Genomic DNA, 25,498 nt, shown 5'->3' with positions numbered 1-25,498 from the left:
GTTGGTGACCTTCGCGCCCCGGTCCGGGCTCACACTCGCCGCCCCGCCCTCTCAGGCGGAAAAGACAAGGCAGGCGTTTAATCGGATGTGCGTGCGGCGCGGGGTTGTTAGGTTCGCCGTGTGCCGAAGCTGAATCAGATCATCGCAGTCGAAAAAGGCGTCAAGTCCAAGGCCCTCCAGGAGCTCACCCAGGCTCACCAGGATGTGCAGAAGCCCGCCCTGCTGGCCGGCATCTCCCGGACCTACCAGCCCAAGGACGAGGAGGGCGAGCAGCTGCCGCCCGAGTCCACGCGGGTGCAGATCAAGGCCGAGGATGCTCTGCGGGCGACCGCCGGGACGCTGACGCGGCTCTTCGACGTGACCGCGACGAAGGACTGGGCGAACCGGTCCGCGGTCGCGGACGTGGTGGTCGACGGTACGGTGCTGTTGCCCCAGGTGCCCGTCCCCTACCTGTTGTTCCTGGAGAAGCAACTCACCGACCTGCACACCTTCGTGCGCAAGTTGCCAGTGCTCGACGCCTCCGAGTCGTGGAACCTGGACCCCTCGACGGACTCGTGGAAGACGGACCCGGTGCGGACCATCCGGACGAAGAAGGTTCCGCGCAACCACGTGAAGGCCGAGGCCACGGAGAAGCACCCGGCGCAGGTCGAGGTGTACTACGAGGACGTCCCGGTCGGTTACTGGACCACGGTGAAGTTCTCCGGCGCGCTGCCCGCCCGGCGGGTCAACGAGCTCCTCGACCGCGTTGAGAAGCTTCAGCAGTCCGTCAAGTTCGCCCGCGAGGAGGCGAACAGCACCGAGGTCACCGACCAGCGGGTCGGCGACGCGGTATTCGGCTACCTGTTCCGGTAGCCTCCACACACGCCCTCCGTCGCGAGCGGAGGGTGCGCGATGAGCGCAAGCTGAAACTGATGTTGAAGCTGATGAAGGGGTGTCAGTTGGGGGTTCGAATCCCTCTCCCCGCACCACGTGCGGGGGTGGCCCAAGCCTGGCAGAGGCGGCCCCATGAAACTCAGATTCTCGCTCCAGTCTCAGTATTCGCCGCCGAACACCGGATCGACCGAGCGTGGGCGAACATCGACGGATGGGGGTTCAAGTCCCCTCGGCGCCTCTCTCGTGGCGCTGTAGTTCAAAGGCAGAACACGTCGATCTCAACATGACCCGCGGTTCTTAAACGCCGCCGGTGTGCGCAAATGGGTGGCAAGCTGGAGCCCGGGAGCTGGACATGCTCCCGGGCTCCGTCACGTTCCGGCCCGCGGCTTGTGCTGTGACCGGGAAGGTTCACCGGGTTGAGTGGTCAGGCCGCGGTGGACAGGGGTCTGCCGCCCCAGCGGATGCCTCTTTCGCTGCGGATGCGGGCGCGTTCGCAGTCGTTGGGCCGCGAGGACGCCGGGGTGACGGTGTGCTTGCCGAATACCTCATCCATGCTGGTCAGGCGGCATGTTGATACTCGTGGAGGGTGCCGCCGAGTCGCGCTCGCCGTCGTATGTCCAGATGGGCGATCCGGTCCGGGTCCTCGATCGGAGCGGGCAGCGAGTGGAGGGGACAACCATCCAGTACGCTACGGACGCAGCGTGAGGGACGTCGAGAGTTTCCAGAACCGCCCGCATCACGTCACGCACGGCGCTTGAGGGAACAGCCCCTTCGGGGGTGTTGTAGGAACCCTCCATACTGATCCACTGGCCCTTGCGTCTCACACATGTCTCTCACCAAATCGGCGGTGAGATGCGGACTTTGGGCCTCTGACCTGGCCTTCCATGCTCTCTGTTGACCCTACGTACTGGGGTGGTCATGTTACATACCCCACACGTCGAAGCACCTCTCTTGTACGAACTCTCCTTTCCCTCGGACCGTCGGATAGGTCAGGATCGGCTTCCATGGACCTGCTGACGACGCTGGTGGACAAGGGGCTGCGGCGCGAGTTGCCGACCCGCGAAGAGGCGCTGGCCGTACTGGCCACCTCCGACGACGATCTGCTCGATGTGGTGACCGCGGCCGGGAAGGTGCGCCGGCACTGGTTCGGCCGCCGGGTGAAGCTGAACTACCTGGTCAACCTGAAGTCGGGCCTGTGCCCGGAGGACTGTTCCTACTGTTCGCAGCGGCTGGGTTCGACGACCGGCATTCTCAAATACACCTGGCTGAAGCCGGACGAGGCCTCGAAGGCGGCGGCGGCCGGGTTGGCCGGGGGCGCCAAGCGGGTCTGCCTGGTGGCGTCCGGGCGCGGCCCGACGGACCGGGACGTGGACCGGGTGGCCGGCACGATCAAGGCGATCAAGGACCAGAACGAGGGCGTCGAGGTGTGCGCGTGCCTCGGCCTGCTCTCCGACGGCCAGGCGGAGCGGCTGCGCGAGGCCGGGGCGGACGCGTACAACCACAACCTGAACACGTCCGAGGCCACCTACGGCGAGATCACCACGACCCACACCTACGAGGACCGGGTCGACACCGTCCAGAAGGCACACGCGGCCGGGCTGTCCGCCTGCTCGGGCCTGATCGCGGGCATGGGCGAGACCGACGAGAACCTGATCGACGTCGTCTTCTCGCTCCGCGCCCTGGACCCCGACTCGGTTCCGGTCAACTTCCTCATCCCGGTCGAGGGCACCCCGCTGGCCAAGGAGTGGAACCTCACCCCGCAGCGCTGTCTGCGCATCCTGGCGATGGTCCGGTTCGTCTGCCCGGACGTGGAGGTCCGGATCGCGGGCGGCCGTGAGGTCCATCTGCGCACGATGCAGCCGCTCGCGCTGCACCTGGCCAACTCGATCTTCCTCGGCGACTACCTCACCACCGAGGGCCAGGCCGGCCAGGCAGACCTCGACATGATCGCCGACGCCGGTTTCGAGATCGAGGGCACGGATCAGGTGACGCTGCCGGAACACCGGGCGACGGTGGGCGGCGGCTGCGGGTCCCACGAATCCGCGGGCGGCGGCTGCGGCTCGCACGAGGGCGGCGGTGTCTGCGGTACGGCCGCCCCCGCCACGCCGACGGTGAGCGAGCCCCGTACGGACCTGGTCACCGTACGCCGCCGAGGCGCCGGAACGGACCTCGCGCCCAATGCCTGACCTGCCCCTGTCCGAGCTGCTCGACCTGGACCGGCGGCACGTCTGGCATCCGTACGGGCCGATGCCGGGCCGGGTCGAGCCGCTCGTCGTGGAGTCGGCGAGCGGGGTTCGGCTGCGGCTGGCGGACGGGTCGGGCGAGCTGGTCGACGGGATGTCGTCCTGGTGGTCGGCGATCCACGGCTACAACCACCCGGTGCTCAACGAGGCGGCGCACGAGCAGCTCTCCCGGATGAGCCACGTCATGTTCGGCGGCCTCACCCACGAGCCCGCCGTACGACTGGCAAAACTCCTTGTCGACATGTCACCGGAGGGCCTGGAGCACGTCTTCCTCGCCGACTCGGGATCGGTGTCGGTCGAGGTCGCGGTCAAGATGTGCCTGCAGTACTGGCGTTCGGTCGGCCGCCCCGCCAAGCAGCGCCTGCTGACCTGGCGCGGCGGCTACCACGGCGACACCTGGCAGCCGATGTCCGTGTGCGACCCCGAGGGCGGCATGCACGAGCTGTGGCAGGGCGTCCTGCCCCGCCAGGTCTTCGCGGACGCCCCACCGACGGACTTCGACGAGTCGTACGCCGACCACCTCCGCTCGACGATCGAACGGCACGCGGACGAACTGGCCGCCGTGATCGTCGAACCGGTGGTGCAGGGCGCGGGCGGGATGCGCTTCCACTCCCCCACGTATCTGCGGGTGCTGCGGGAGGCGTGCGACGCGCACGACGTTCTGCTCGTGTTCGACGAGATCGCGACCGGGTTCGGACGCACGGGCGCACTGTTCGCGGCGGAGCACGCGGCGGTGACCCCGGACGTGATGTGCGTGGGCAAGGCGCTGACCGGCGGTTACCTGACGATGGCGGCGACGCTGTGCACGCCCCGGGTGGCCGAGGGCATCTCGCGCGGCGAGGTCCCGGTACTCGCCCACGGCCCGACCTTCATGGCCAACCCCCTGGCCGCGGCCGTGGCCTGCGCCTCGATCGGCCTGCTGCTCGACCAGGACTGGCGGGCGGAGGTCAAACGGATCGAGGCCGGCCTGCGGGACGGTCTGGCGGAGGCGGCGCAACTCCCCGGAGTCCGGGACGTACGCGTCCTGGGCGCGATCGGCGTGGTCCAGCTCGACCACGAGGTGGACATGGCGGCGGCCACGGCGGCGGCGGTGCGCGAGGGCGTATGGCTGCGCCCGTTCCGCGACCTCGTCTACACGATGCCGCCGTACGTCACGGGCGACGAGGACCTGACCCGCATCACGCGCGCGGTGTGCGCGGCGGCACAGGAGGGATGAACATGCCGATCCTGGTGATCACGGGGACGGGCACGGAGGTCGGCAAGACCATCACGACGGCCGCCGTAGCCGCGACAGCCCTCGCGGCGGGCCGGACAGTGGCGGTACTCAAGCCGGCCCAGACGGGCCTGGGCCCGGACGAACGAGGCGACGCCGACGAGGTGGCGCGCCTGGCAGGCACGGTACGAACCCTCGAACTCGCCCGCTACCCCGACCCGTTGGCCCCGGCAACGGCAGCACGCCGAGCCTCACTCCCCCCGGTACGCCCGGCGGAAGTGGCGGAGGCCGCCGCGAAACTGGCCGCCGAGTACGACCTGGTCCTGGTGGAGGGCGCGGGCGGCCTCCTCGTACGCTTCGACGAGGAGGGCGGCACGTTGGCGGACGCGGCCCAACTCCTGGACGCACCAGTGCTGGTCGTCACGTCGGCGGGCCTGGGCACCCTCAACACAACAGAACTGACGGCCCGTGAACTCTCCCGCAGAAACCTGGACTTCACAGGCTGCGTAATCGGCAACTGGCCCAACTCCCCCGACCTGGCCTCCCGTTGCAACTTGGCAGACCTGCCGCTGGTAGCCGGTGCGCCCCTGCTGGGGGCGCTACCGGCGGGGATCGGCACGCTCCCCCCGGCCAACTTCCGCACAATGGCCGCGAGTTGGCTGGCTCCAACCCTGGGCGGAACATGGGACGCGTCAGAATTCCGGGCACGGGTCCTTTAGGGGCGCGGGGAACTGCGCGACCAGCCCCCACCGGCGGAAAGCCAACTCACAACCCCTCCTCCCCAAGCAACCGCACCAGTTCAATCCGAGAGCGAATCCCCAACCGCGAGAACACACCCCTCAGATGGTGATCAATCGTGCGCGGACTCAAGGCAAGACGGACGGCAATCTCCCGGTTGGTCGCGCCCTCGGCAGCCATCCGCGCAACCATCAGTTGCTGCGCAGTAAGCCGCGCGGCAAAATCCACCGCCCCCGCCACAACAGTCACCGGCGCCCCCAACGCCCGCAACTCCCCCCGCGCCTGCGTCGCACAGTGCGGCGCCCCGAACGTCTCGAACGCCTCCAACGCACTGTGCAGCCGATCCCGCGCCTCGGTCCGCTGCCGCAACCGACGCAACGCACTCCCGAACAACAGCTCAGTACGGGCCCGTTCGAAGTCACGCGTCCCATGAGCATGCAGATCAAGAGCCGTCCGATAGTGATCAACCGCCTCCGCCCCCGGCGCCAGCAACGCCCGACACCTGGCGCTCAGCGCCAGGTCGTCCGCGCTGCGCACAGCGACAGCCCACCGGTCGTAGTCGGCATGAGCGGCCCGCGCGACACGCGTGTCACCGGTACGGACAGCGGCCTCGACATAGTGCGGAGTGGCCAGGTGCCGGATGGCCCGATGGCCGTGCCCGGGGCCGAATCCGGCAAGGGCGCGCAGCCGGGCGGCGGCACTCTCGAAGCGCCCGGTGGACAGGTCCAGGAAGGCGAGCGCCCACAGAGCAAGGGCAGCGGGCAGCCCCAGACCATGGGCCCGGGCATGAGTCCGCGCCGCCTCGGCGCGTTCCCGGCACACCTCACCGTCGCCGGTCACCGCCGCGAACATGGCGAGCGCGGCCTGGAGATGGCAGGCCCCGTTGTCCTGGCCGGTGGCGTACGCCTGCCAGAGGGCGTCGGCCGCTGCCGCCTCGGCGGCGCGTGGGCGTCCGGTCCAGAAGTCGGCGTAGGCCCGGAACTCCATGGCCTGCGGGACGGTGACCGTCTCGCCCCGGGCGCGGGCGGAGGCGGCGGCCCGTACGGTGGCGCGTTCGGCGCCGGAGTGGTCGCCGAGGAGCAGCGAGGCGATGCCGGAGTGGATGAGCAGGGTGGGGTCACCACCGGGACCGCACCGCCCGGCGGCGGCCTTGAGGAGGTTACGGGCGTCCTCGTACCGCCCTTCGACGGCGGCGGCGAGTCCCGCGAGGGTGCCGGGCGGGACGATGCCGAGCCGTGCGGCCACGGTGGCGGCTTCGCGGCAGCGGCGGAGGTCGCCGGTGTAGACGGCGGCCTCGGTGGCACGTGCCAGCAGGTGCACGGCGATGTCGAGGTCGGGGTTCGGAACGCTGTGCGAGGACTGTGAGTCCTGGGGCGCGTACGGGTACGAGAAGGGGCCGTCCGATGCCCCGAATCGTTCCTGCAGGCCACCGCGAGGCCCGTGATCACCGCGATCCCCATACTCCCCGCGCTCCCAGCGATCCCCGCACTCCTCGGCGGAACGATTCAGCACGTTCCCGTTCCCGCTCCCCTGCTCCAGCGCGGCCCGCGCATGCCGGACCGCAGCCGTCAGCAGCCCGTCGAAAGCCTCCGTCGCGTTGCCTGAGCGCAGGGCGAGCATGCCGTTCAGGGCGCTCTCGTCCGAGGCGGCCACCAGACCGCGGGCCCGGTCGCCGGCGCCCCGGTGCCAGGCGTCGGCGGCGGCTCGGGAGAGCAGCCGGGAGCGTTCTCGCGGGTCGGGCGAGAGCGCGGCGGCGCGTTCGCCGAGGGCGCCGGCCAGGGCGTGGTCGCCCAGCTCACGTGCCTCGTTCGCGGCGGCGCCCAGTTCGGCGGCGAGGCGCCCGCTGGGGCCGAGGGCGCCGGCGCCCCGGTGCCAGGACCGCCGGGGCGTCTCACCGGCGCCGTGCAGGACGCGGGCCAGCAGCCGGTGCGCGTCCCGCCGGTCGGCCGAGGACCCGGACTCGTACGCCGCGATGCGGGTCCACGCGTCGCGGAAGACGACACCGCTCACCCCCGCGTGCGCGATACCAGCCGTCTCGGCGGCTTCGAGGGCGCGGGTGTCGAGGCTGCCCGCGGCGACCGCGCGCAGGAAGCCGTGGGTCTGCACCGGGTGCTGGTCGGCCGCCGCGAGCAGGAGCAGCAGCCGGGTGTCGTCGGGCAGGGCGCGGATCTCCCGGCGGTGCGCCCGCAGGAGTTCGGGGGCGAGTGCGGCGGGTTCCGCCGGGAGCGGGTCGAGGCCGGCCGCCTGCCGTTCGGTGAGCAGCGGTACGAGTTCGGCGGCGGCGCGCGGATCGCCGTACGCGGCACACAGGACGCGCACGCGGACGCCTTCGGGGAGCGGGGGGCCGAGCTGCTGCCACGCGTCCGTGAGCTGCGGTGGCGAAGTGTGCGGCAGAGGCGGGGGATTCACCGAGGTCACCACACAACTCACGTTACTGGCGAGTTACAAGGTGCGTAAAGACCGGCGATTTCACCGATGCGGCGCGCGTAGACCCGGCCCGACACTCCAGCCAACCCCGCCCGAATCTGGAGGCACCATGCAGCGCCGCACGCGACGCATCACGGCAGCCGTCTCGGCTCTCGTGTCCTCGATGCTTCTGTCCCTCTCGCTCACCGCGACGCCCGCCCAGGCCGCAACCCACAATCCGGTCGTTTTCGTGCACGGCATCAGCAGCTCGTCGAGCAGCTGGAACGACTGGGTCGCCGACTTCAAGGCCGACGGCTACACGGCCTCCGAGCTGGACGCCTGGTCGTACTCGTGGTCCCAGTCGAACGTCACGACGGCCCAGCAACTGGCCACCGAGGTACAGAGAGTTCTGGCCGCGACCGGCGCCTCGAAGGTCGACCTCGTCGTCCACTCGATGGGCGCGCTGAGCGCCCGCTACTACCTCAAGAACCTCGGCGGAACGTCCTACGTCGACGACTTCGTCTCCACCGCGGGCACCAACCACGGGACGACGGTGGCCAGTTGGTGTTCCTGGCTGTACACCTCGTGTGCCGAGATGTACACGGGAAGTTCATTCCTGACCGCGCTGAACTCGGGCGACGAGACGCCGGGCAGCGTGTCGTACGCCAGCTACTGGTCGAACTGCGACGAGGCCCTCACCCCGGACACCACCGCGATCCTGAGCGGCGCCACGAACGTCGAGGTCGGCTGTATCTCGCACGACGAGATGAACAACGACTACGGCGTCTACGGGCAGGTGCGCGACTTCATCGCCTGATCCCGCCGGTCCACGGCGACAGCAGGGGTGCGCGGGTCCCGTTAGGGGGACAATCGCGGTAAGGCCAGTCCTCCCCGGGAGGTCCCCATGCCGCTACGGTCCACCATCTCCGGCTCCGGCCAGGTGCCACGGGATCCCGTGCACCATCCGCTGTTCGCCCGTTACTACGCCCGGTTCAGCGTGACCGCCGAGACCCGTATGGGTCTGGGCGGCGTACGGGAACGGCTGCTCGCCGGGCTGTCCGGGCGGGTGATCGAGATCGGCGCCGGAAACGGGCTGAACTTCGCGCACTATCCGGGCACCGTCTCGGAGGTCGTCGCGATCGAACCCGAGCGCCTGCTCCGGAAGTTGGCCGTGGAGGCCGCCCTGCGCTCCGAGGTGCCCGTGGATGTCGTACCGGGTGTCGCGGAGGCGCTGCCGGTGAAGGGCGAGGCCTTCGACGCCGTGGTGCTCTCGCTGGTGCTGTGCGGTGTCCGGGACGTGCCACGGGCGCTCGGTGAGGTACGACGGGTGCTGCGGCCCGGTGGCGAGGTGCGGTTCTTCGAGCACGGCGTCGGCGGCGGAGCCGTGATGCGGTTCACCCAGCGCGCCCTCGACCGCACGATCTGGCCCACGCTCGCCGGCGGCTGTCATGTGTCCCGGGACCCGGTGGCCGCGCTGCGGGACGCCGGGTTCGAACTCGGCCCGTACCGGCGGCTGTTGGTGCCCGACAAGGGGCCCCGGCTGCCCGCCTCGTACTGCGTGCTGGGCAGCGCGTGGCGTCCCGTACAGCCGGAGACGAAGCCGGGGACAAGGGCTTCATAGGCTCCACTGGCGCAGTTCGCGCGCGATGTCGTGCACCGAGGCGTTGCCGCTCTTCACCAGGCGGGCCAGGTCGCGCACCTGCTCGGGCGAGGTGACGACCTTGACCCCGCTGGCGATGAGGTAGGCGTAGGCGACCGCGGAGGCGAACAGCGCGTTGGAGCGCTCCAACGCGGGCACGTGCAGCAGGAGTTGGAGGAGGGCGGCGGCCCGGGCGTGCGGGTTGTCGTAGACGGGGATGTCGAATATCTGGGCCTCGTGGCGGGCGACGGCGGCGACCAGAGCGCCCCAGTCGGAGACCTGGGGGTCTCCGGGCGTCTTCCGTTCCGCGATCATGAGGAGCCAGGCGAGGTCGATCCTGAGGTTGCCGAAGTTTTCCAAGGGGTCAGTGACGACCTTCGCGCTTGCCCTCACGGTCCGCGCCGAATTCCTCGGCGAAGACGTTCTCGTACTGCTTCATGAAGTCGGCGGCGGCCTCCACGAAGGTGTGGCCCGCCTCGCCGGTGTCCTGTTTGACCAGCTCTTCGATGTAGCGGTTGACACTCATCCCGCGGGCCAGGGCCTGTTCGCGCGCCGCCCGGGCGGTGCCCTCTTCGACCCGGACGTTCAGCTGAGTCTTCGCCATACCTCGAAGCTAGCGCGAGAGTGCTAGCACCGGCAAGGCCACCCAAGAGTGAAAAGGGATACCGAGTGTGCGCCTCGTCACACTACGCTCGGCGGGGACAAGGAACACGGGAGAGCCACCTAAGGAGGCAGCCTTGTCCACACCTGCTGCGCAGCACGCCCCCGAGCACGCGGAGGCGGACGGGACCGCGGCCCGGGCCCGCGCCCTGACCAAGGCGTACGGCTCGGGCGAGACGACCGTGCTCGCGCTCGACTCGGTCGACGTGGACATCGCGCGCGGGCGCTTCACCGCCGTCATGGGACCGTCCGGCTCGGGCAAATCCACGTTGATGCACTGTCTGGCGGGGCTCGACACCGTCTCGGCGGGGCAGGTCTGGCTCGGCGACACGGAGATCACGGGGCTGAAGGAGCGCGATCTGACCCGGCTCAGGCGGGACCGGATCGGGTTCATGTTCCAGTCGTTCAATCTGATCCCGACGCTGAACGCCGTCGAGAACATCACCCTGCCGATGGACATCGCGGGCCAGAAACCGGACCAGAAGTGGCTGGACCAGGTGATCGACACACTGGGGCTGCGGGACCGGCTGAAGCACCGGCCGGCCCAGCTGTCCGGCGGCCAGCAGCAGCGCGTGGCCTGTGCCCGGGCGCTCGCCTCCCGCCCCGAGCTGATCTTCGCGGACGAGCCGACCGGCAACCTCGACTCGCGCGCCGGTCTGGAGGTGCTCGGCTTTCTGCGCGAGGCCGTCGACGATCTCGGCCAGACGGTCGTCATGGTGACCCATGATCCGGGCGCCGCCGCCCACTCCGACCTGGTGCTCTTCCTCGCGGACGGACGGATCGTCGACCGGATGGAGCGGCCCACGGCGGAGGCGGTCCTGGAGCGCATGCGCCTGTTCTCCGGCGGCCAGTCCCAGGCTCCCGCGACCGAGACATCCCTCACCAAGCCCACCGACGAGGACTGACACCCCGTGCTGAAGGCAACGCTCAGGAGTTTCCTCGCGCACAAGGGCCGACTGCTGCTCTCCGCGCTGGCCATCGTCCTGTCCGTGGCATTCGTCGCGGGCAGCCTGATCTTCTCCGACACGGTCACCCGTACTTTCGACCGGCTCTTCGCCTCCACCTCCGCCGATGTCACGGTGAAGCCGCGCGAGGACTTCACGTCCCAGGTGCCGTCCGGCGAGGCCCTGACCGTGCCCGCCTCGCTGGCCCAGCGGGTCGCGGGCGTAGCCGGGGTCGAGGACGCCCACGCGGACGCGTCCGTCGAGAACATCACCGTCGTCGACGACCGCAACGAGTCGGTCTCCCCGACCTCGGGCGCCCCCACCATCGCCACCGACTGGTACCTCACCGACCGCAGCCCCGTCGAACTCACCTCAGGGCATGTCCCCGAGGGCGACGGCGAGGCCCTGCTGGACGCGGACACCGCCGACAGCAAGGATGTGGGCATCGGCGACACGCTCACCGTCCAGGCGCAGCCGGGGTCGTTCAAGGTGAAGATCGTCGGCATCGCCACCTTCACCACGACCAACCCGGGCGCGGCGCTGATCTTCCTGGACCCGAAGGCCGCGCCGACCCTGCTGCTCGGTTCACCGGACCGGGCCACGAGCATCTCGGTGACCGCCGCGAGCGGGGTGAGCGACACGGAGCTGAAGGCCCGTATCGCGCAGCAGATCGGCACCACCGACTACGAGTTGGAGACGGCCGCCGAGCAGGCCGAGTCCGCCGCGGAGCAACTCGGCGGATTCCTCGACATCATCAAGTACGTGATGCTGGGCTTCGCCGGGATCGCCGTGCTCGTCGGGGTCTTCCTGATCGTCAACACCTTCTCGATGCTGATCGCCCAACGCACCCGAGAACTGGGCCTGTTGCGGGCGCTCGGCGCCGACCGGCGGCAGGTGCGCCGGTCCGTGCTGACGGAGGCGGTCCTGCTCGGCCTGATCGGCTCGACACTCGGCCTCGCCGTCGGGATCGGCCTGGCGGCCGGGCTGATCCGGCTGATGAGCGCGTTCGGCATGAACCTCAAGTCGGCCGACATGGTGGTGGGTTGGGCAACTCCCGTGTCGGCGTACGCCGTCGGGCTCGGCGTCACCTTCGTGGCCGCGTATCTGCCGGCCCGGCGAGCCGCGGTCGTCTCCCCCATGGCGGCCCTCTCGGACGCCGAAATCGCGGGCGTGGGACGGCCGTTGCGGGTACGGGCGGTGGTCGGCGCGATCGTCGGCGCCCTCGGGGCAGCCGCACTCGTGGGCTGCGCCACGGCCGAAGAGACGTCAACATCGGCTTCCCTGCTGGGACTTGGAGTCGTCCTCACCCTCATCGCCACGGTCATCGCGGGCCCGCTGCTGGTCCGGCCGGTCATCCGGGTCCTCGGCGGGGCGTTCCCGGCGATCTACGGCCCCGTCGGCCGGATGAGCCAGCGCAACGCCCTGCGCAATCCCCGCCGTACGGGGGCGACGGCCGCCGCTCTGATGGTGGGCCTCGCGCTGGTCGGCGGGATGTCGGTGGCCAGCGCCTCGATGACCAAGTCCTTCGACCAGCAGATCGACAAGACACTCGGCGCCGACTTCGTCGTGCAGAACGACAACTTCGTGCCGTTCCCGCAGGAGGTCGCCGACAAGGTGCGGGCGACGGACGGTGTCGGACTCGTCGTACGGCAGCGATTCGTGCCGGTCGCGGTGCGGACTCCGGACGGCAAGCGCCTCCAGACGACGGCCGCCGGGTACGACCCGCAGCTGGACGACGTCGCCAAGGTCACGTACGTACAGGGCGACACGGCCGCCGCGCTCGCGGACGGCAACCTGGCGATGTCCGCCGACTACGCCAAGGACCACGACGTCCGCCTCGGCACCGTCCTGCCGGTGGAGTTCCCGGACGGCGAACGGACCGAACTGAAGGTCGCCGCCCTCACCGACCAGGAGAACGCCGAGGGCTTCGGCACCCAGGGCGGGATCTACTTCGGCATCGCCGTCGCCGAGAAGTACGTGCCCGGCGGCCAGGAGTCCGCGCTGTACGTCAACGCCGTGAACGGCACGAGCGCGGACGAGCTGCGCCCGGCGCTGGAGCGGACCCTCGAACCGTATCCGCAGGTCAAGGTGCGTGACCAGGCCGACTACAAGGAACTGATCCGTAACCAGATCGCGGTCCTGCTCTACCTCGTGTACGCGCTCCTCGGGCTGGCGATCGTCATCGCGGTGCTGGGCGTGGTCAACACTCTCGCCCTGTCGGTCGTGGAGCGGACGCGTGAGATCGGGCTGCTGCGGGCCATCGGACTGTCCCGGCGGCAGCTGCGCCGGATGATCCGGCTGGAGTCGGTGGTGATCGCCGTGTTCGGCGCGGTGCTGGGACTCGGGCTCGGGCTGGTGTGGGGTGTGTGCATCCAGCGGGTGCTGGCCTTGCAGGGCATGGAGGCGCTGGCGATTCCGTGGGGCACGATCGTCGCGGTGGTGGTCGGCTCGGCGGTCGTCGGGATCGTGGCGGCGCTGCTGCCCGCGCTGCGGGCGTCTCGGATGAACGTGTTGGCGGCTATCGCGCACGAGTAGCGCGCGGCGGGACCTGGGGGGGGCGGCTCAGGGGTGGCTCAGGTGGTGTTGCCCCTGCGGGTTCGCTGTGGCTGGTCGCGCAGTTCCCCGCGCCCCTGGGCGGGGGGAGGGGGCCTGCGGCCCCTCCCCCCGCCCAGTCGTCCCTTTCCTTGAGGAGAGTTCATGTCGTTGCCGTTTCGTTTTGGGGTCAGTCTGTTGGGGTCAGCGCCCGCTGGGGAGTGGCGGGACAAGTGTCGGCGGGCCGAGGAGCTCGGGTACGACGTGATTCTGGTGCCCGATCATCTCGGTATGGTCGCGCCCTTTCCGGCGCTGGTCGCGGCGGCCGAGGGTACCGAGCGGCCCCGTCTGGGCACGTTCGTGCTGAACGCCGGTTTCTGGAATCCCGCTCTGCTGGCCCGCGAGGTCGCCACCACGGACGCCCTGACCGGTGGGCGCCTCGAACTGGGCCTCGGTACCGGATACGTACAGGCGGAGCACGACACGGCGGGCCTGCCCTACGGTTCGCCGCGCGAACGCGTGGACCATCTGGTGCGTACCGTCGAGGAGTTGAGCCGACTGCTCGCCGATCGGCCTCGGGTACCGCTGCTGATCGGCGCCAACGGCGACCGGATGCTGCGGCTCACCGCCGAGCACGCCGACATCGCGGCGTTCACGGGGGCGCGCCTGGTTCCGGGCAGTACGACGGGCACGCTGGAGCCGCTGACGCCGGAGGAGCTGGACGAGCGGGTGGCGGCCTATCACCGGCTGGCCGCCGGCCGGCCCGAGCCCGCCGAGCTGAACCTGCTCGTCCAGGTGGTCGCCATCACCGACGATCCCGCTGCCGCACTGCGGCCCCTGCTGACCCGTCAGCCGCAGCTGACCGTGGATCAGGCCCTTGAGCTGCCGCTCGTCCTGGCCGGCTCGCTGAAGCAGATCACCGAGCGGGTGCGGGCGGTCCGGGAGCGGTACGGGTTCACCTACTTCACCGTTCTTGAGCCGTACCTGGAGCCGTTCGGGCAGGTGATCGAGGCGCTCCGGGCGGAGTGAACGGACCGGGGATGCGGCAGTCGTGGCGCCGCCGATCGGGTTGTGCGTACGGCGGCGCCCAGGCCGGGAAGTGACTGCCGATCAGACGATCAAATGCCTGGTCAGGGGTGTGTCGTTGGTTCCGGGGGATGATCTGACGCCGGGTCGGGTACCGCCGTGCGGGTCAGTCGGGTGGGCGCCCCGAGTGGTGCGCCGGGCGGGATTGGCTGACGGTGGATCACGTCGAGGCCGGGTTCCATCAGCTGACATCACGTCAGCGTCCCGGCAGCGGCGGAAGGACTTCGACCATGCGCTCTGCCCGCCTGCTCCTCGCTACCGCGACGGCCACGGCCGCTCTCGCGATCGCGGCCCCCGGCGCCCTCGCCGCCGACGGCGACTGGGACAACGGTGACTCTTCCTACAGCAAGGAGCACGACAAGGACAGCAAGCACGACAAGCCGAACGGTGGAATCCACACGGGTGGCGGCGCGCTCACCGCGGTGAACGAGGGCGACTGGAGCAAGGGCGACGACACCGCCTCCTCGGACGACGCCAAGAAGGACTGGGAGGCCGACAAGGAGGACGCGGCCGCCAGCGACGAGACCGCCAAGGACTCCGGCTCCTGGGACTCCAGCGACAAGGAGGAGGAGAGCGACAAGGGCGACTGGGGCTCCAAGCACGAGAAGCCCAGCGGTGGCATGCACACCGGTGGCGGCGCCCTCGCGAACCCGGGTGTCACGGCCGGCGGGCTGGCGGCCCTGGCGGTCGTCGGCGCGGGTGCGTACACGATGCGCCGCAGGAACGCGGCCGGCCAGGCGTCGTAACCGATGCCTGTCATAGCAGCCGGGGCCGTCGCGTGCGCACATCCGCCTGTGCGCACTGCGGCGGCCCGGCCCGTTTTCCCCCCCACGTCCTTGTGCCTGTGTTCCAGTTAGGTGGTTCCCGATGGCAACCCGGTTGCCCTCCTTTCTCGAAGCCGCGTCCCTGTCGTCCAAGCGGCGGTTCCTTGTGCGTCTGAGCGCGTGGTCCGTCGTACTCCTGCTACCGGTGCTGATCCTCTTCTCCGGAACCGACGAATCGTCCGACGACGACCGCGCGCCCCGCGCCACGGCGGCGCACGCGCCGTCCGCGTCGGGTTCGCCGTCCTCGTCCGCCTCGCCGAAGGCCTCGACCGCGCCACGGGCCGCCGGGAAGCATCTGCCGCGGGCCCGGCCGACACGGCTGCTCATCCCGGCCATCGGTGTGGACGCACCCTTCGTCGGCCTCGACATCACCAGGTCGGGCCAGCTCGAAGCACCCCCCGCCGACGACGTGAACCTGGTCGGCTGGCAGGCCGACGGTGTGTCCCCCGGTGAGCGGGGCACCGCGATCATCGCCGGGCATGTCGACACGGCGACCTCTCCGGCCGTGTTCGCCGAGCTGAGCGAGCTGGACAGGGGCGACCGGTTCGCCGTCGAGCGCTCCGACGGGCGTAGGGCCGTCTTCCTGGTCGACAGCGCCGAGACGTTCGAGAAGGACGACTTCCCCGACCGGCGCGTGTACGCCGACACCCCGCAGGCCCAGGTCCGGCTGATCACCTGCGCCGGTGACTACGACCACAAGGCGAAGGACTACACCGAGAACCTGGTCGTCTTCGCCCACCTCGTCTGACCCCTAGGGCCTGTCACAAGCCCACCTGGGTGATCACCGGTGGCGGGCCGGAACGCCCGCTCCTAGCTTCGGCATATGACCAGACGACAGATCACCCACCTCGTGTGCACCGCAGCAGTCGTGACCTCGGGGCTGGGTGCCGCCGCACCGGCGGACCACCGCACGGTGCATCAGGTAGTCCGAATACACCGGGTACAGCCCGGCGAGTCGATCCAGCGGGCCGTGGACGCCGCGCGGCCGGGGGACACCGTTGTCCTCTCCCCCGGTACCTACCGCGAGAGCATCCGCATCACCGTGCCGGACCTGACCCTCCGGGGGTCCATCGCCGGGCCGGCCGTCATCGTGCCCGGCCCGGCCGCCGACAACACCTGTGCCACCGCGGGCAACGGCATCTGTGTGACCGGCACCAAGGCCAGCCCCGTCAAGGGGGTCACCCTGCGCTCGCTGACGATCCGGGGCTTCGCCAAGAACGGTCTGTGGGCGACCTGGACCGACCGGCTGAAGGTCCAGAGCGTGACCGCCGAGAAGAACGGCCAGTGGGGCATCGCCCAGGAGAGGTCCGTACGCGGTGTGTTCAGCCGCAACCTCGCCAGGGACAACGGCGACGCCGGGCTCTTCGTCGCCAACACCGTCGACCGGGAGGACGGCGCCCAGGACTCCAAGGGCACCGTCGTCAGCCGCAACCGCCTGGTCGGCAACCGGATCGGCGTCACGGTACGGCGGCTGCGGAACCTCACCGTCGAACGCAACGAGGCGACCGGGAACTGCGCCGCCGTGTTCGTGGTGGGCGACGAGGGCACACCCCGCGCCGGCGCGATGACCGTGCGCCGCAACCACATCCACGCCAACAACAAACTGTGTCCGAAGACCCCCCGGCTGCCCTTCCTCCAGGGCTCGGGCATCGTCCTCACCGGCACCGAGAAGACGCTGGTGACGAAGAACCGGGTCGAGGACAACGTGGGCGCCTCCCCGCTGTCGGGCGGCATCGTGCTGTTCAAGAGCTTCGTGGGCGCCCCCAACGAGAGCAACGAGATCCGCGACAACGTGGTGCTGCGCAACAGCACGGCCGATCTCGCCGACCGGGACACCGGCAAGAACAACACCTTCCGCGACAACACCTGCGGGGTCTCCGAACCCGCCGGAATGTGCTGACCGACCCGCTTCCCGACTCCCCCGCACGGCACAACGACAGAGGCGAGGCAAGACATGACGACCGTTGATCCGGCTCCCCCGGCTTCCTCCCCCGCTCCCCACGCTCCCCCACCGCCCATGCGGCTGCGGGAACTCGTCTTCGGGGCGGCCTGCGCCGCCGCCGTACGCGCCGCCGCCCGGCTGGGCGTCGCCGACGCCCTCCAGGACAAGCCCACGACCGTCGAGGACCTCGCGGCGGCGGTGAAGACCCAGCCGCAGACCCTGCGGCGGCTGCTGCGCGCGCTGTCCTGCCAGGGCGTCTTCGAGGAGCGCCCCGACGGCACCTTCGTCCACACGGAGATGTCCCGCCTGCTGCGCGAGGACGACCCGAACAGCCTCCGCTACATCGCGCTGTGGTGCACCGAACCGTGGACGTGGAACGTCTGGCCCCAACTGGACGAGGCGGTCCGCACCGGCCGGAACGTCTTCGAGGACATGTACGACCGGGAGTTCTTCTCGTACCTCAACGAGGAGGCCCCCGAGTCGGCGTACGTGTTCAACCGCGCGATGACGACGTCCAGCGAGCAGTCGGCGCGGGACGTCGCGAACCTCCTCGACCTGACCGGGGTGTCCTCGGTCGCGGACATCGGCGGCGGCCAGGGCCGGGTCGTGGCGAGCCTCCTGGAGAAGCACCCCAAGATGCACGGCACGCTGCTCGACCTGCCCGGAGTCGTGGGCAACGCCGACCCCCGGCTGCGCGACGGGGGTTCACTGGCCGCGCGGGTGAGCATCGTGGCCGGGGACTGCCGGGAGGACATCCCCGTACAGGCGGATGTGTACATCATCAAGAACATCCTGGAGTGGGACGACGACAGCACCCGCAGGGCGCTGGCGAACGTCCGGAAGGCGGCGCGGCCCGGTGCTCGGGTCGTCGTGATCGAGAACCTCGTGGACGACACCCCGTCGATGAAGTTCACGACCGCCATGGACCTCCTGCTGCTCCTCAACGTCGGCGGTGCGAAGCACACCCGGCAGAGCATGGTCGACCGGCTCACGGAAGCGGGTCTGGTCATCGGTGAGATCCGCCCGGTCAACGCGTATCTGCACGCCTTCGAGTGCACGATCCCTGGCTGACCCGCCCCGGAAGAAACCCCGAGGCCGGTACCGCGACATTCGCGGTACCGGCCTCGGGGTTTTCGCTGCTCAGGAGCGGGCTGCGTCGCGCTCCCACTGATAGAAGCAGTGCGCCATGGCGTCCTTGGGGCTGCGCCAGGTCTGCGGGTCGTACGCGGAGACGTACGCCGACAGCTTGTCGCTGATGCCCCTGAACTCGGGGTGCCCGGCCACCTTCGCGATGGCCGGCGCCGGGTCCTGGTCGGCCTCGATGAAGTGCAGGTACACGTCGCCGTACTGGAAGAGGCTGCGGCGGGTGACCCCGACGAGGTGCGGGAGTTCACCGCTGTCGGAGGTGGCGAACAGGTCGGCGATCGCGGGCGCCGAGCCGGGTGCCATACGGGCGACGATCAGGGCGTGATGCATCGGGTGTCGTCCTTCCTGGGCGGATGGCTCAGCGGGGCAGGGGCGCGTTCTGGCGTTCGCGGGCGGCCTGCTCGATCCTGTCCCGGATGAGCGCCATCTGCGTACGGGAGTTGCGGTTGATGTTGTCCGTCATCCAGTCGTCGTCGACCGGGGCGTCGGGCTTCATCGCGAAGTCCTGCGTCCAGCGCATCTGGGTGCCGCCCGGCAGCTCGGTGTACTCCCACAGGATGTTCATGTGGGCGAAGGGGCCCGTTTCGACGCGGCGGGCCCGGACGGTCCGCTCCGCGCGGTTCACGGTCCGTTCCGAGACCCAGCTCCAGACCTTGCCGTTGTCGTCCGGGAACATGGTCAGCCGGAACGTCGTCGTGGCGCCCTCGCGGGCGAGGACTTCGAGGGAGGAGTACTCGGTGAAGAGGTTCGGCCAGTTCTCGATGTCGTTGGTCATGTCCCAGACCAGGTCGAGAGGGGCGTCGACGGTGATGCTGTTCTCGGTGTGTCCGGACACGGTCAGGCTCCAGCCTTGAGGGTGCTGTTGACGAGGTCGAGGAACTCCTGGGGCGTCCTGCACCGCTCGGAGTCGGGGGGAAGGGACTTGCCGTACTGGTTCTCCAGCTCGCCGACGATGCCGAGCAGGCCGAGCGAGTCGAGGCCGAGGATCCCGAAGGGGGTGTCCGAGGCGCGCTCCAGTTCGCGGGGGTCGACGGTGACTCCGGCTCCCCTCTTCATGAGGGCGGCCAGCTCGTCGTAGGTCACTGCGGTGGTGATCATGCGGGTGCTCTCCTTCCCGCCCGTGCTATCGGGCGGAGTCGTCTCCACGGCGCACTACCAGCGCCGCGTTGGAACCCATCAGTCCCCGGCTGAGGACCAGGGCCGTGCGCGGCTCGGCGGGGCGAGCGCGGGACATCACCAGGTCGAGGTCGTGGCAGATGTCGAACACGTTGGGGGTGGGCGGGATCAGCCGGTGCTCCATGGCGAGCACCGCCGCCGCGATGTCCAGCACGGGCGCCCCGCAGTAGGCGCGCCCGATGCCGGTCTTGGGCGCCGTGACGGGGACCTTGGTGCCGTACTCCCCGAGGGCGTCGGCGATGGCCCCGGCCTCGGCTCGGTCGGCCTCCGGTACGCCCATCGCGTCGGCGAACACGACGTCGATCTCCTCGGGAGCGCACCCGGCCTCGTCGAGGGCGCCCCGGATCGCCTGGGCGAGCCCGTCCCTGGACCTGTCCCAGCGGGAGGCGCCGGTGAAGGTGGCGGCGTGGCCGGCGACGACGGCCCGGACGGGCGCCCCCCGGTCACGGGCGCGGTTCTCGTCCTCGACGACGAGCATCGCGCCGCCCTCCGCGGGCACGAAGCCGCAGGCGGCCTCGGTGAAGGGGCGGTAGGCGCGGGACGGGTCCTCGACGGTGCTCAGTTCGCCGTAACCGAGCTGGCAGACCATCGAGTACGGAGCCAGCGGTGCCTCCGCGCCGCCGACGACGACCGCGCCGGTGCCGCGCCGTACGGCCCGTGCGGCGTGCGCGACGGCGTCCAGACCGCCCGCCTCGTCGCTCGCGACCACTCCGCACGGCCCCTTGAAGCCGCTGCGGATGGAGATCTGGCCGGTGCTGGCGGCGTAGAACCAGGCGATCGACTGGTACGGGCCCACGTACCGCGATCCCTGGCCCCACAGCTTCTGGAGCTCCCGCTGCCCGAACTCGCCACCGCCCGACCCGGCGGCCGTGACGACACCGATGTCGTACGGGTCCTCCGGTTCGCCCCGGCCGATACCGGCGTCGTCGAGGGCGACTGCGGCGGCGGCCATGGCGAAGTGGCTGAACCGGTCGGTCTGGACGAGGAACCGCTCCTCGATGAGACCGGCCGCGTCGAAGCCCCGGACCTCGCCCGCGACCCGCATCGGCAGATGCCCGCAGCCCTCGCGGGTGATCCCGTCCAGGACGAAGAGGCCCTCGCCGACGGCCTTCCAGTACGAGTCGGCCCGCAGACCGTTGGGCGCGATCACCCCGATCCCGGTGATGGCCGCGCGCGGGGTCCGCCGAGTGCCCTTGGCACGCTGAGTCTTCATCGCTTCCTCCCGCCCGGCCCCGTCAGCAGTACGGCCGACTGGAAGCCGCCGAATCCGCTGCCGACGGAGAGCACGTTCCTGAGCTTCCGTTCGCGCGCGGTGCGCGGTACGTAGTCCAGGTCGCACTCGGGGTCGGGTGTCTCGTAGTTCGCCGTCGGTGGCACGACCTGGTGCTTCAGGGCGAGGACGCAGGCGACGACCTCGATCGCGCCGATCGCGCCGAGCGAGTGGCCCACCATGGATTTGATGGAACTCATCGGGATGTCGTAGGCGTGCGCGCCCAGGGACCGCTTCACGGCGGCGGTCTCGTGCCGGTCGTTCTGTTTGGTGCCCGAGCCGTGCGCGTTGACGTAGTCGATCTGTGTCGGGTCGAGACGGGCCTGGTCGAGCGTGGAGTCGATCGCCCGGGCCATCTCCAGTCCGTCGCAGGTCAGACCGGTCATGTGGTAGGCGTTGCCGAAGGTGGCGTAGCCGCCGATCTCGCAGTAGATGTGCGCGCCGCGGGCCCGGGCGTGCTCGTAGTCCTCCAGGACGAGCACCGCCGCGCCCTCGCCCATCACGAAGCCGTTGCGATGGGCGTCGAAGGGCTTGGAGGCGTGTTCGGGGTCGTCGTTGTTGTCCGAGGTCGCCTTGATGGCATCGAAGCACGCCATCGTGATCGGCGAGATCGGCGAGTCCGACGCCCCGGCGATGCAGATGTCGGCGCGGCCCTCCTCGATGGTGTGGAAGGCGTAGCCGACCGCGTCGATCCCGGAGGTGCAGCCCGTGGAGACGGTCTGCACCGGGCCCTGCGCGCCGAACTGCTCGGCGACGACCGAGGCGAGGGTGCTCGGCGAGAACGCCCGGTGGAGTTCCGGGTCGGCCCCGCGGTGGTCGACGTCCCACCGCTGTCCGCCCGAGCTGACCTGGACGTAGTCGTGTTCCAGGCGGGTGGTGCCGCCGACGGCGCTGCCCAGGGAGACCGCGACGCGCCAGGGGTCCTGGGCGCCGGTGGCGAATCCGGAGTCGCGTACGGCTTCGTCGGCGGCGACCATCGCGAACTGGATGTAGCGGTCGGCGTGTTGGCTCAGTGCCGGGTCCAGTCCGTGTGCGAAGGGGTCGAAGTCGCACTCGGCGGCGATGCGCGAGCGCAGGCCCACCGGGTCGAACAGCGTGATGCCGCGGGTCGCGGTACGGCCGCCGGAGAGGAGGTCCCAGAACGCCGTCGTCCCGGTACCGCCGGGAGCGACCACACCGATACCGGTGACAGCCACCCGCCGGGTCACCGTATGGCCCCGCTTCGCTCGGACCGCTGTCCGTGGTCCGGGGCGAGCCGGTCCGGCCCGCCGACGGCGAACTCCGTGCCGGGCGAGGCGGTTTCGGTCACCTCGGTGTCGACGTGACCGAGGCTGGGACGCGGGGCGAGCGGGCCCAGGTGGAAGACCATGCGGGCCTCCACGTCACCGACGTTGCGGAAGCGGTGGCGGACGTCGATGGGGATCAGGAGCCCCTGGTCGGGCCTGAGGGCGTGCGTCTCGCCGTCCAGGTCGACTTCGAGGGCGCCTGCCACCACGTACACGAACTCCTCGGAGTACGGGTGGTAGTGCTCGCCGATGCGCTCGCCGGGCTGGACGATGGCCAGGCCCATGAAGCCGCTGGTGGAACCCACCGTGGCGGGTGTGAGCATGGCCCGCAGGTCGCCGCCGCGTCTGCGGTTGGGTTCTGTCTCGCTCAGGTCCACGATGCATGGGTGCTGCTTGTTCATGGTTGACACCTCCGGGTGGGGCAGGGACGTCGTCCGGGCGGGGCGGGAGTGCGGTCCGTCAGGACCGGGCGGAGCTGCGGTCGGTGACGGGCATCATGTCGGCGTGCGACAGGAGGCGGTTGATGTTGCGGTCCGTCTTCAGAGAGCCCTCGACGCCGATCGCGGGACCGTCGAGGAGGCGCTCCAGCTCCGCCGCCTTCCCTGACCCCTTGAGGCCGAGGGAGGCGATGGGGTCGGCGTCGAGTTCGCCGGTGAGGTCGACGAGTCGGACAACGATGTCATCGCGCTGGAAGACGGTGCTGCCGTACACCGGGCTCGCCGGGTCGTCGGCCGCGGCCTCGTCCTGGTGGGCGAGCAGCCGGGCCAGGTCCATCCCGCGGCCTTCCTTCGCCGGGTAGTACAGCGCGTGCCGGCGCAGTCCGGCGGGTGCCTTGTCGCCGGAGACCACGTGGTGGACGGCGGGGAGCGCGGCCCGGGTGAAGAAGACCCGCGCGGAGTCGGGGTCGGACAGGTCCCGGTCCTGCTCCAGGTACGGGTTGATGGCCTCCTCGACCGCCCGCACCTCGGGCTGGCGGGCGACGTGCCGCAGGGCGGCGAGGAGGTCGCCCTCCACCTCGACGGCCCGTACGACCCGGTTGCCGTGCATGAAGAGGGAGGTGCGGCGCAGCCGCGTGGTGTCGTCGACCTGGGCCTCGGGCGAGGTGTAGCCGGCGAGGATCTCGGCGACCTTGGACTCGGAGCCCGGCTTGACGGTGAAGGTGAGGGCGTGGCGTGCGACTCCGTCACCGACGCGGGCCGTGACCTGCATGGCCGCGGACGCCTGTTCCGGGGTGAGCGGAGCGTTGGGGGTCGTCTCGCGGAGGATGCTGTAGCGCATCGACCGGGTGTCCCGGACGCAGCTGTGCATCGGGCGTACGGTCTCGACGTGCTCCTCGCTGTTCACCCAGGCGAGGAAGGGCGGGGCGCTCTCCCACTCGCTGGTGATGAGCCACTGCGAGGGGTTCTCGATGGACTGGCAGAGCTGGTCACTGAGGTGACCGGGGACGGACGCGACCTGGTTGCGCATGAGTTCGTACGCGTCCAGGAACTGCTGCTGGGCTCCTTCGTACAGGTCGAGCAGCAGGATCACCCGCAGCCTGGAGCCGTCGAACGCTGACTGCGATATGCGTCCCGAGATGGTCATCCGGTGCACCTCTCCTCTTCGTCGTGGAAGGCATTTCGTGGTGGAAGTCGGGCGTGCTGGAAGTCGGGCGACCTTCGTGGCCGAGCGGATCCAGCCGCCATGAGCCGATAGTTGACGGGAGTTGCGCTGTGCGCGACTCCCGCGGGGTCGGGCGAGTGAACCGTGCGCCATCTGGGTGCCTCTGACGGGCGAAACGGTTTCCCGGCGCGCACTGTGCAGGTGCGTCCCCTCGCCGACCCACGTCCCGGCAGAAACTGGAGGCATTCGATGAACCGCGCTGAAGAGGCCGACGGATCGGTCGACCACCGCACGCCCGTCCTGATCGTCGGCGGCTCCCTGGTGGGCCTGTCGACCTCCCTGTTCCTAGGGCGCCTCGGGGTGCCGCACACCCTTGTGGAGCGGCACTCGGGCACCTCGATCCATCCACGCGGGCGCGGGAACAATGTGCGCACCATGGAGCTGTTCCGGGTGGCCGGGGTGGAGCGCCGCATCGAGGAGGCGGCGTCGGTGCTGGCCGACAACCACGGCATCCTGCAGACGCCGACCCTGGTGGGCGACGCGGGCGAGTGGCTGTTCAAGGAGATCGACCCGGGCGGCGGCCTTGCCCGGTTCAGCCCCAGCGGCTGGTGCCTGTGCAGCCAGAACGACCTGGAGCCGGTCCTGCTGGAGAGCGCGCGGGCGCTGGGCGGGGATCTGCGGTTCTCGACCGAGCTGATGTCGTTCGAGCAGGGCCCCGAGGGCGTGACCGCGCAGGTCAAGAGCCGGGAGACGGGTGAGCACACCACGATCCGGGCGGACTACCTGGTCGCGGCGGACGGTCCGCGCAGCCCGATCCGTGAGCAGCTCGGCATCGGGCAGAGCGGCCCGGGCGACCTGTTCCACAACGTGAGCATCACCTTCACCTCCCGTGGTCTCGCGGACGTGGTCGGCGACCGGCGGTTCATCGTCTGCTACCTGACCAGCCCGGACGCCGACGGCGCCCTGCTGCCGGTCGACAACCGGGAGCGCTGGGTGTTCCACGCGCCCTGGCACCCCGAACACGGCGAAACCCTGGAGGAGTTCACCGACGAGCGGTGCCGGGAGCACATCCGGCGGGCCGTCGGCGTACCGGACCTGGATGTGGAGATCACCGGTCGGGCACCCTGGCACGCGGCCGAGCGGGTCGCTGAACGGTACGCGCACGACAGGGTGTTCCTCGCCGGCGACTCGGCCCACGAGATGTCCCCCACCGGCGCCTTCGGCTCCAACACCGGTATCCAGGACGCCCACAACCTCGCCTGGAAGCTGGCCGCCGTCCTGGGCGGCTGGGCGGGTCCCGGTCTGCTGTCGTCGTACGACCTGGAGCGCCGCCCGGTCGCGGAGGCGACGAGCGCCCGTGCCTCGGCGCGCTCGGTCGAGCACAGCCACCCCGGGTACACACCCTCCCCCGGAGCCGGCGGCCCCGGCGGCAAGAAGGGCGGAATCCTCAACGTGGCGCTGGGCTACCGCTATCCGCAGGGCGCGGTCCTGGGCTCCGATCCGGCGGTGCCGGTCGTGCCCGAGGGCGTACGGCTGACGGGCGAGCCCGGGAGCCGGGCGCCGCACATGTGGCTGAACCGCGCCGGCACCCGGATCTCGACGCTCGACCTGTACGAGGGCTCGCTGGTCCTGCTCAGCTCCGCGGGCTCCGACGGCGACTGGCACGGCGCGGCGACGGACGTCGCGCGGGAGTTGGGGGTGCCGCTCACCTCGTACCGGATCGGCAGTGGTTCCGACGCCGAGCTGTCCTCGGCGAGCGACCTGGAGTGGGCCGAGGTGCACGGCGTCGGCATGGACGGGGCGGTGCTGGTGCGCCCCGACGGGTTCGTGGCCTGGCGCTCGGAGGGGTCGTCGGCGAATCCTGGGGCGGTGCTGCGGGAGGCCCTTTCGACGCTCCTCGACCGGGGCTGACCGTTCG

The 25,498-nt window shown here is 70.4% G+C and carries 24 protein-coding genes and 1 pseudogene; 14 read left to right on the top strand and 11 right to left on the bottom strand.

Going from position 1 to position 25,498, the window contains the following annotated elements:
• Positions 1-120 precede the first annotated feature (120 nt).
• Complete coding sequence (locus ACFYXF_RS30220; protein ID WP_250966525.1) at positions 121-852, top strand: hypothetical protein; 732 nt, start codon at positions 121-123, stop codon at positions 850-852.
• A gap of 445 nt (positions 853-1,297) precedes the next feature.
• Here the strand turns inward: ACFYXF_RS30220 and ACFYXF_RS30215 are convergent.
• Positions 1,298-1,400: pseudogene (locus tag ACFYXF_RS30215) on the bottom strand (IS630 family transposase); the annotation flags it as partial.
• A 477-nt stretch (positions 1,401-1,877) separates the two neighbouring features.
• Here ACFYXF_RS30215 and bioB point away from each other — a divergent pair.
• The 3 genes from bioB to bioD are packed head-to-tail and all read left to right on the top strand — an operon-like array spanning position 1,878 to position 5,048.
• Positions 1,878-3,059, top strand: a complete 1,182-nt coding sequence (gene bioB, locus ACFYXF_RS30210) for a biotin synthase BioB (RefSeq protein ID WP_389354264.1) — start codon at positions 1,878-1,880, stop codon at positions 3,057-3,059.
• Positions 3,052-4,332: an adenosylmethionine--8-amino-7-oxononanoate transaminase gene (locus ACFYXF_RS30205; protein ID WP_389354262.1), complete on the top strand. Its 1,281-nt coding sequence runs from the start codon at positions 3,052-3,054 to the stop codon at positions 4,330-4,332. Before bioB ends, ACFYXF_RS30205 begins: the two co-directional genes overlap by 8 nt.
• A gap of 2 nt (positions 4,333-4,334) precedes the next feature.
• Positions 4,335-5,048 carry a dethiobiotin synthase gene (bioD, locus tag ACFYXF_RS30200; protein ID WP_389354260.1) on the top strand — a complete coding sequence of 238 codons (714 nt, stop codon included), beginning with the start codon at positions 4,335-4,337 and terminating at the stop codon, positions 5,046-5,048.
• 46 nt (positions 5,049-5,094) lie between these two features.
• On the opposite strand, the gene ACFYXF_RS30195 is transcribed toward bioD, so the two are convergent.
• Complete coding sequence (locus tag ACFYXF_RS30195) at positions 5,095-7,485, bottom strand: LuxR C-terminal-related transcriptional regulator (protein WP_389354563.1); 2,391 nt, start codon at positions 7,483-7,485, stop codon at positions 5,095-5,097.
• A gap of 118 nt (positions 7,486-7,603) precedes the next feature.
• Here ACFYXF_RS30195 and ACFYXF_RS30190 point away from each other — a divergent pair, with 118 nt between their 5' ends.
• Positions 7,604-8,290 (top strand): esterase/lipase family protein, encoded by a 687-nt coding sequence (locus ACFYXF_RS30190; RefSeq protein WP_389354259.1) that lies wholly within the window; start codon positions 7,604-7,606, stop codon positions 8,288-8,290.
• A gap of 87 nt (positions 8,291-8,377) precedes the next feature.
• Positions 8,378-9,094: a class I SAM-dependent methyltransferase gene (locus tag ACFYXF_RS30185; protein WP_389354257.1), complete on the top strand. Its 717-nt coding sequence runs from the start codon at positions 8,378-8,380 to the stop codon at positions 9,092-9,094.
• Here ACFYXF_RS30185 and ACFYXF_RS30180 read toward each other — a convergent pair.
• Both ACFYXF_RS30180 and ACFYXF_RS30175 read right to left on the bottom strand, forming a co-directional pair.
• A complete protein-coding gene (locus ACFYXF_RS30180) occupies positions 9,089-9,427 on the bottom strand; it encodes a fic family toxin-antitoxin system, toxin component (RefSeq protein WP_389354561.1) in 339 nt (112 codons plus the stop codon). The two genes, ACFYXF_RS30185 and ACFYXF_RS30180, sit on opposite strands and share 6 nt — an antisense overlap.
• 49 nt (positions 9,428-9,476) lie before the next feature.
• Positions 9,477-9,716 carry a toxin-antitoxin system HicB family antitoxin gene (locus ACFYXF_RS30175; RefSeq protein ID WP_389354255.1) on the bottom strand — a complete coding sequence of 80 codons (240 nt, stop codon included), beginning with the start codon at positions 9,714-9,716 and terminating at the stop codon, positions 9,477-9,479.
• Between the two features lie 133 nt (positions 9,717-9,849).
• Between ACFYXF_RS30175 and ACFYXF_RS30170 the strand changes: the two genes are divergently transcribed.
• The 7 genes from ACFYXF_RS30170 to ACFYXF_RS30140 all read left to right on the top strand — a co-directional run bounded on the left by ACFYXF_RS30170 (position 9,850) and on the right by ACFYXF_RS30140 (position 18,171).
• Entirely contained in the window at positions 9,850-10,677 is an 828-nt protein-coding gene (locus ACFYXF_RS30170) for an ABC transporter ATP-binding protein (RefSeq protein WP_389354253.1), read from the top strand.
• Positions 10,678-10,683: 6 nt separating this feature from the next.
• On the top strand, positions 10,684-13,251 hold the full coding sequence (locus ACFYXF_RS30165) for an ABC transporter permease (RefSeq protein ID WP_389354251.1): 2,568 nt from the start codon (positions 10,684-10,686) through the stop codon (positions 13,249-13,251).
• A gap of 162 nt (positions 13,252-13,413) precedes the next feature.
• Complete coding sequence (locus ACFYXF_RS30160; RefSeq protein ID WP_389354249.1) at positions 13,414-14,277, top strand: LLM class F420-dependent oxidoreductase; 864 nt, start codon at positions 13,414-13,416, stop codon at positions 14,275-14,277.
• Between the two features lie 287 nt (positions 14,278-14,564).
• On the top strand, positions 14,565-15,080 hold the full coding sequence (locus ACFYXF_RS30155; RefSeq protein WP_389354248.1) for a hypothetical protein: 516 nt from the start codon (positions 14,565-14,567) through the stop codon (positions 15,078-15,080).
• Between the two features lie 121 nt (positions 15,081-15,201).
• Entirely contained in the window at positions 15,202-15,906 is a 705-nt protein-coding gene (locus ACFYXF_RS30150) for a class F sortase (RefSeq protein ID WP_389354246.1), read from the top strand.
• 75 nt (positions 15,907-15,981) lie between these two features.
• A complete protein-coding gene (locus ACFYXF_RS30145) occupies positions 15,982-17,058 on the top strand; it encodes a nitrous oxide reductase family maturation protein NosD (protein WP_389354244.1) in 1,077 nt (358 codons plus the stop codon).
• A gap of 54 nt (positions 17,059-17,112) precedes the next feature.
• Positions 17,113-18,171 (top strand): methyltransferase, encoded by a 1,059-nt coding sequence (locus ACFYXF_RS30140; RefSeq protein ID WP_389354243.1) that lies wholly within the window; start codon positions 17,113-17,115, stop codon positions 18,169-18,171.
• A gap of 69 nt (positions 18,172-18,240) precedes the next feature.
• Here the strand turns inward: ACFYXF_RS30140 and ACFYXF_RS30135 are convergent, their stop codons facing one another.
• The 7 genes from ACFYXF_RS30135 to ACFYXF_RS30105 are packed head-to-tail and all read right to left on the bottom strand — an operon-like array spanning position 18,241 to position 23,562.
• Complete coding sequence (locus ACFYXF_RS30135) at positions 18,241-18,576, bottom strand: TcmI family type II polyketide cyclase (RefSeq protein ID WP_369033827.1); 336 nt, start codon at positions 18,574-18,576, stop codon at positions 18,241-18,243.
• A 28-nt stretch (positions 18,577-18,604) separates the two neighbouring features.
• Entirely contained in the window at positions 18,605-19,081 is a 477-nt protein-coding gene (locus tag ACFYXF_RS30130) for an SRPBCC family protein (protein WP_389354241.1), read from the bottom strand.
• 2 nt (positions 19,082-19,083) lie between these two features.
• Positions 19,084-19,344 carry a phosphopantetheine-binding protein gene (locus ACFYXF_RS30125; protein ID WP_389354239.1) on the bottom strand — a complete coding sequence of 87 codons (261 nt, stop codon included), beginning with the start codon at positions 19,342-19,344 and terminating at the stop codon, positions 19,084-19,086.
• A gap of 25 nt (positions 19,345-19,369) precedes the next feature.
• A complete protein-coding gene (locus ACFYXF_RS30120) occupies positions 19,370-20,635 on the bottom strand; it encodes a ketosynthase chain-length factor (RefSeq protein ID WP_389354237.1) in 1,266 nt (421 codons plus the stop codon).
• On the bottom strand, positions 20,632-21,900 hold the full coding sequence (locus ACFYXF_RS30115; RefSeq protein WP_389354236.1) for a beta-ketoacyl-[acyl-carrier-protein] synthase family protein: 1,269 nt from the start codon (positions 21,898-21,900) through the stop codon (positions 20,632-20,634). The genes ACFYXF_RS30120 and ACFYXF_RS30115 overlap by 4 nt, the downstream gene beginning before the upstream one ends.
• Positions 21,897-22,379: a cupin domain-containing protein gene (locus ACFYXF_RS30110; protein WP_369033822.1), complete on the bottom strand. Its 483-nt coding sequence runs from the start codon at positions 22,377-22,379 to the stop codon at positions 21,897-21,899. Before ACFYXF_RS30110 ends, ACFYXF_RS30115 begins: the two co-directional genes overlap by 4 nt.
• A gap of 58 nt (positions 22,380-22,437) precedes the next feature.
• Positions 22,438-23,562 (bottom strand): SchA/CurD-like domain-containing protein, encoded by a 1,125-nt coding sequence (locus ACFYXF_RS30105; RefSeq protein ID WP_389354235.1) that lies wholly within the window; start codon positions 23,560-23,562, stop codon positions 22,438-22,440.
• Positions 23,563-23,829: 267 nt separating this feature from the next.
• On the opposite strand from ACFYXF_RS30105, the gene ACFYXF_RS30100 reads away from it, so the two are divergent.
• Positions 23,830-25,491: an FAD-dependent oxidoreductase gene (locus ACFYXF_RS30100; RefSeq protein ID WP_389354234.1), complete on the top strand. Its 1,662-nt coding sequence runs from the start codon at positions 23,830-23,832 to the stop codon at positions 25,489-25,491.
• The last annotated feature ends 7 nt before the right edge of the window (positions 25,492-25,498 follow it).

It is taken from the genome of Streptomyces sp. NPDC002680 (genome assembly GCF_042889145.1).
In the GTDB taxonomy this organism is placed as follows: domain Bacteria; phylum Actinomycetota; class Actinomycetes; order Streptomycetales; family Streptomycetaceae; genus Streptomyces; species Streptomyces adonidis.
Note: the sequence above shows the minus strand (reverse complement) of the source record. Positions and strands in the feature narration are given on the sequence as shown.

Bases quoted from the DNA above. Each gene is read 5' to 3' on its own strand.
- bioB (WP_389354264.1), top strand. From the start codon at position 1,878: ATGGACCTGCTGACGACGCTGGTGGACAAGGGGCTGCGGCGCGAGTTG.
- ACFYXF_RS30205 (WP_389354262.1), top strand. From the start codon at position 3,052: ATGCCTGACCTGCCCCTGTCCGAGCTGCTCGACCTGGACCGGCGGCAC.
- bioD (WP_389354260.1), top strand. From the start codon at position 4,335: ATGCCGATCCTGGTGATCACGGGGACGGGCACGGAGGTCGGCAAGACC.
- ACFYXF_RS30190 (WP_389354259.1), top strand. From the start codon at position 7,604: ATGCAGCGCCGCACGCGACGCATCACGGCAGCCGTCTCGGCTCTCGTG.
- ACFYXF_RS30185 (WP_389354257.1), top strand. From the start codon at position 8,378: ATGCCGCTACGGTCCACCATCTCCGGCTCCGGCCAGGTGCCACGGGAT.
- ACFYXF_RS30180 (WP_389354561.1), bottom strand. From the start codon at position 9,427: ATGATCGCGGAACGGAAGACGCCCGGAGACCCCCAGGTCTCCGACTGG.
- ACFYXF_RS30175 (WP_389354255.1), bottom strand. From the start codon at position 9,716: ATGGCGAAGACTCAGCTGAACGTCCGGGTCGAAGAGGGCACCGCCCGG.
- ACFYXF_RS30160 (WP_389354249.1), top strand. From the start codon at position 13,414: ATGTCGTTGCCGTTTCGTTTTGGGGTCAGTCTGTTGGGGTCAGCGCCC.
- ACFYXF_RS30155 (WP_389354248.1), top strand. From the start codon at position 14,565: ATGCGCTCTGCCCGCCTGCTCCTCGCTACCGCGACGGCCACGGCCGCT.
- ACFYXF_RS30150 (WP_389354246.1), top strand. From the start codon at position 15,202: ATGGCAACCCGGTTGCCCTCCTTTCTCGAAGCCGCGTCCCTGTCGTCC.
- ACFYXF_RS30145 (WP_389354244.1), top strand. From the start codon at position 15,982: ATGACCAGACGACAGATCACCCACCTCGTGTGCACCGCAGCAGTCGTG.
- ACFYXF_RS30140 (WP_389354243.1), top strand. From the start codon at position 17,113: ATGACGACCGTTGATCCGGCTCCCCCGGCTTCCTCCCCCGCTCCCCAC.
- ACFYXF_RS30135 (WP_369033827.1), bottom strand. From the start codon at position 18,576: ATGCATCACGCCCTGATCGTCGCCCGTATGGCACCCGGCTCGGCGCCC.
- ACFYXF_RS30125 (WP_389354239.1), bottom strand. From the start codon at position 19,344: ATGATCACCACCGCAGTGACCTACGACGAGCTGGCCGCCCTCATGAAG.
- ACFYXF_RS30120 (WP_389354237.1), bottom strand. From the start codon at position 20,635: ATGAAGACTCAGCGTGCCAAGGGCACTCGGCGGACCCCGCGCGCGGCC.
- ACFYXF_RS30110 (WP_369033822.1), bottom strand. From the start codon at position 22,379: ATGAACAAGCAGCACCCATGCATCGTGGACCTGAGCGAGACAGAACCC.
- ACFYXF_RS30105 (WP_389354235.1), bottom strand. From the start codon at position 23,562: ATGACCATCTCGGGACGCATATCGCAGTCAGCGTTCGACGGCTCCAGG.
- ACFYXF_RS30100 (WP_389354234.1), top strand. From the start codon at position 23,830: ATGAACCGCGCTGAAGAGGCCGACGGATCGGTCGACCACCGCACGCCC.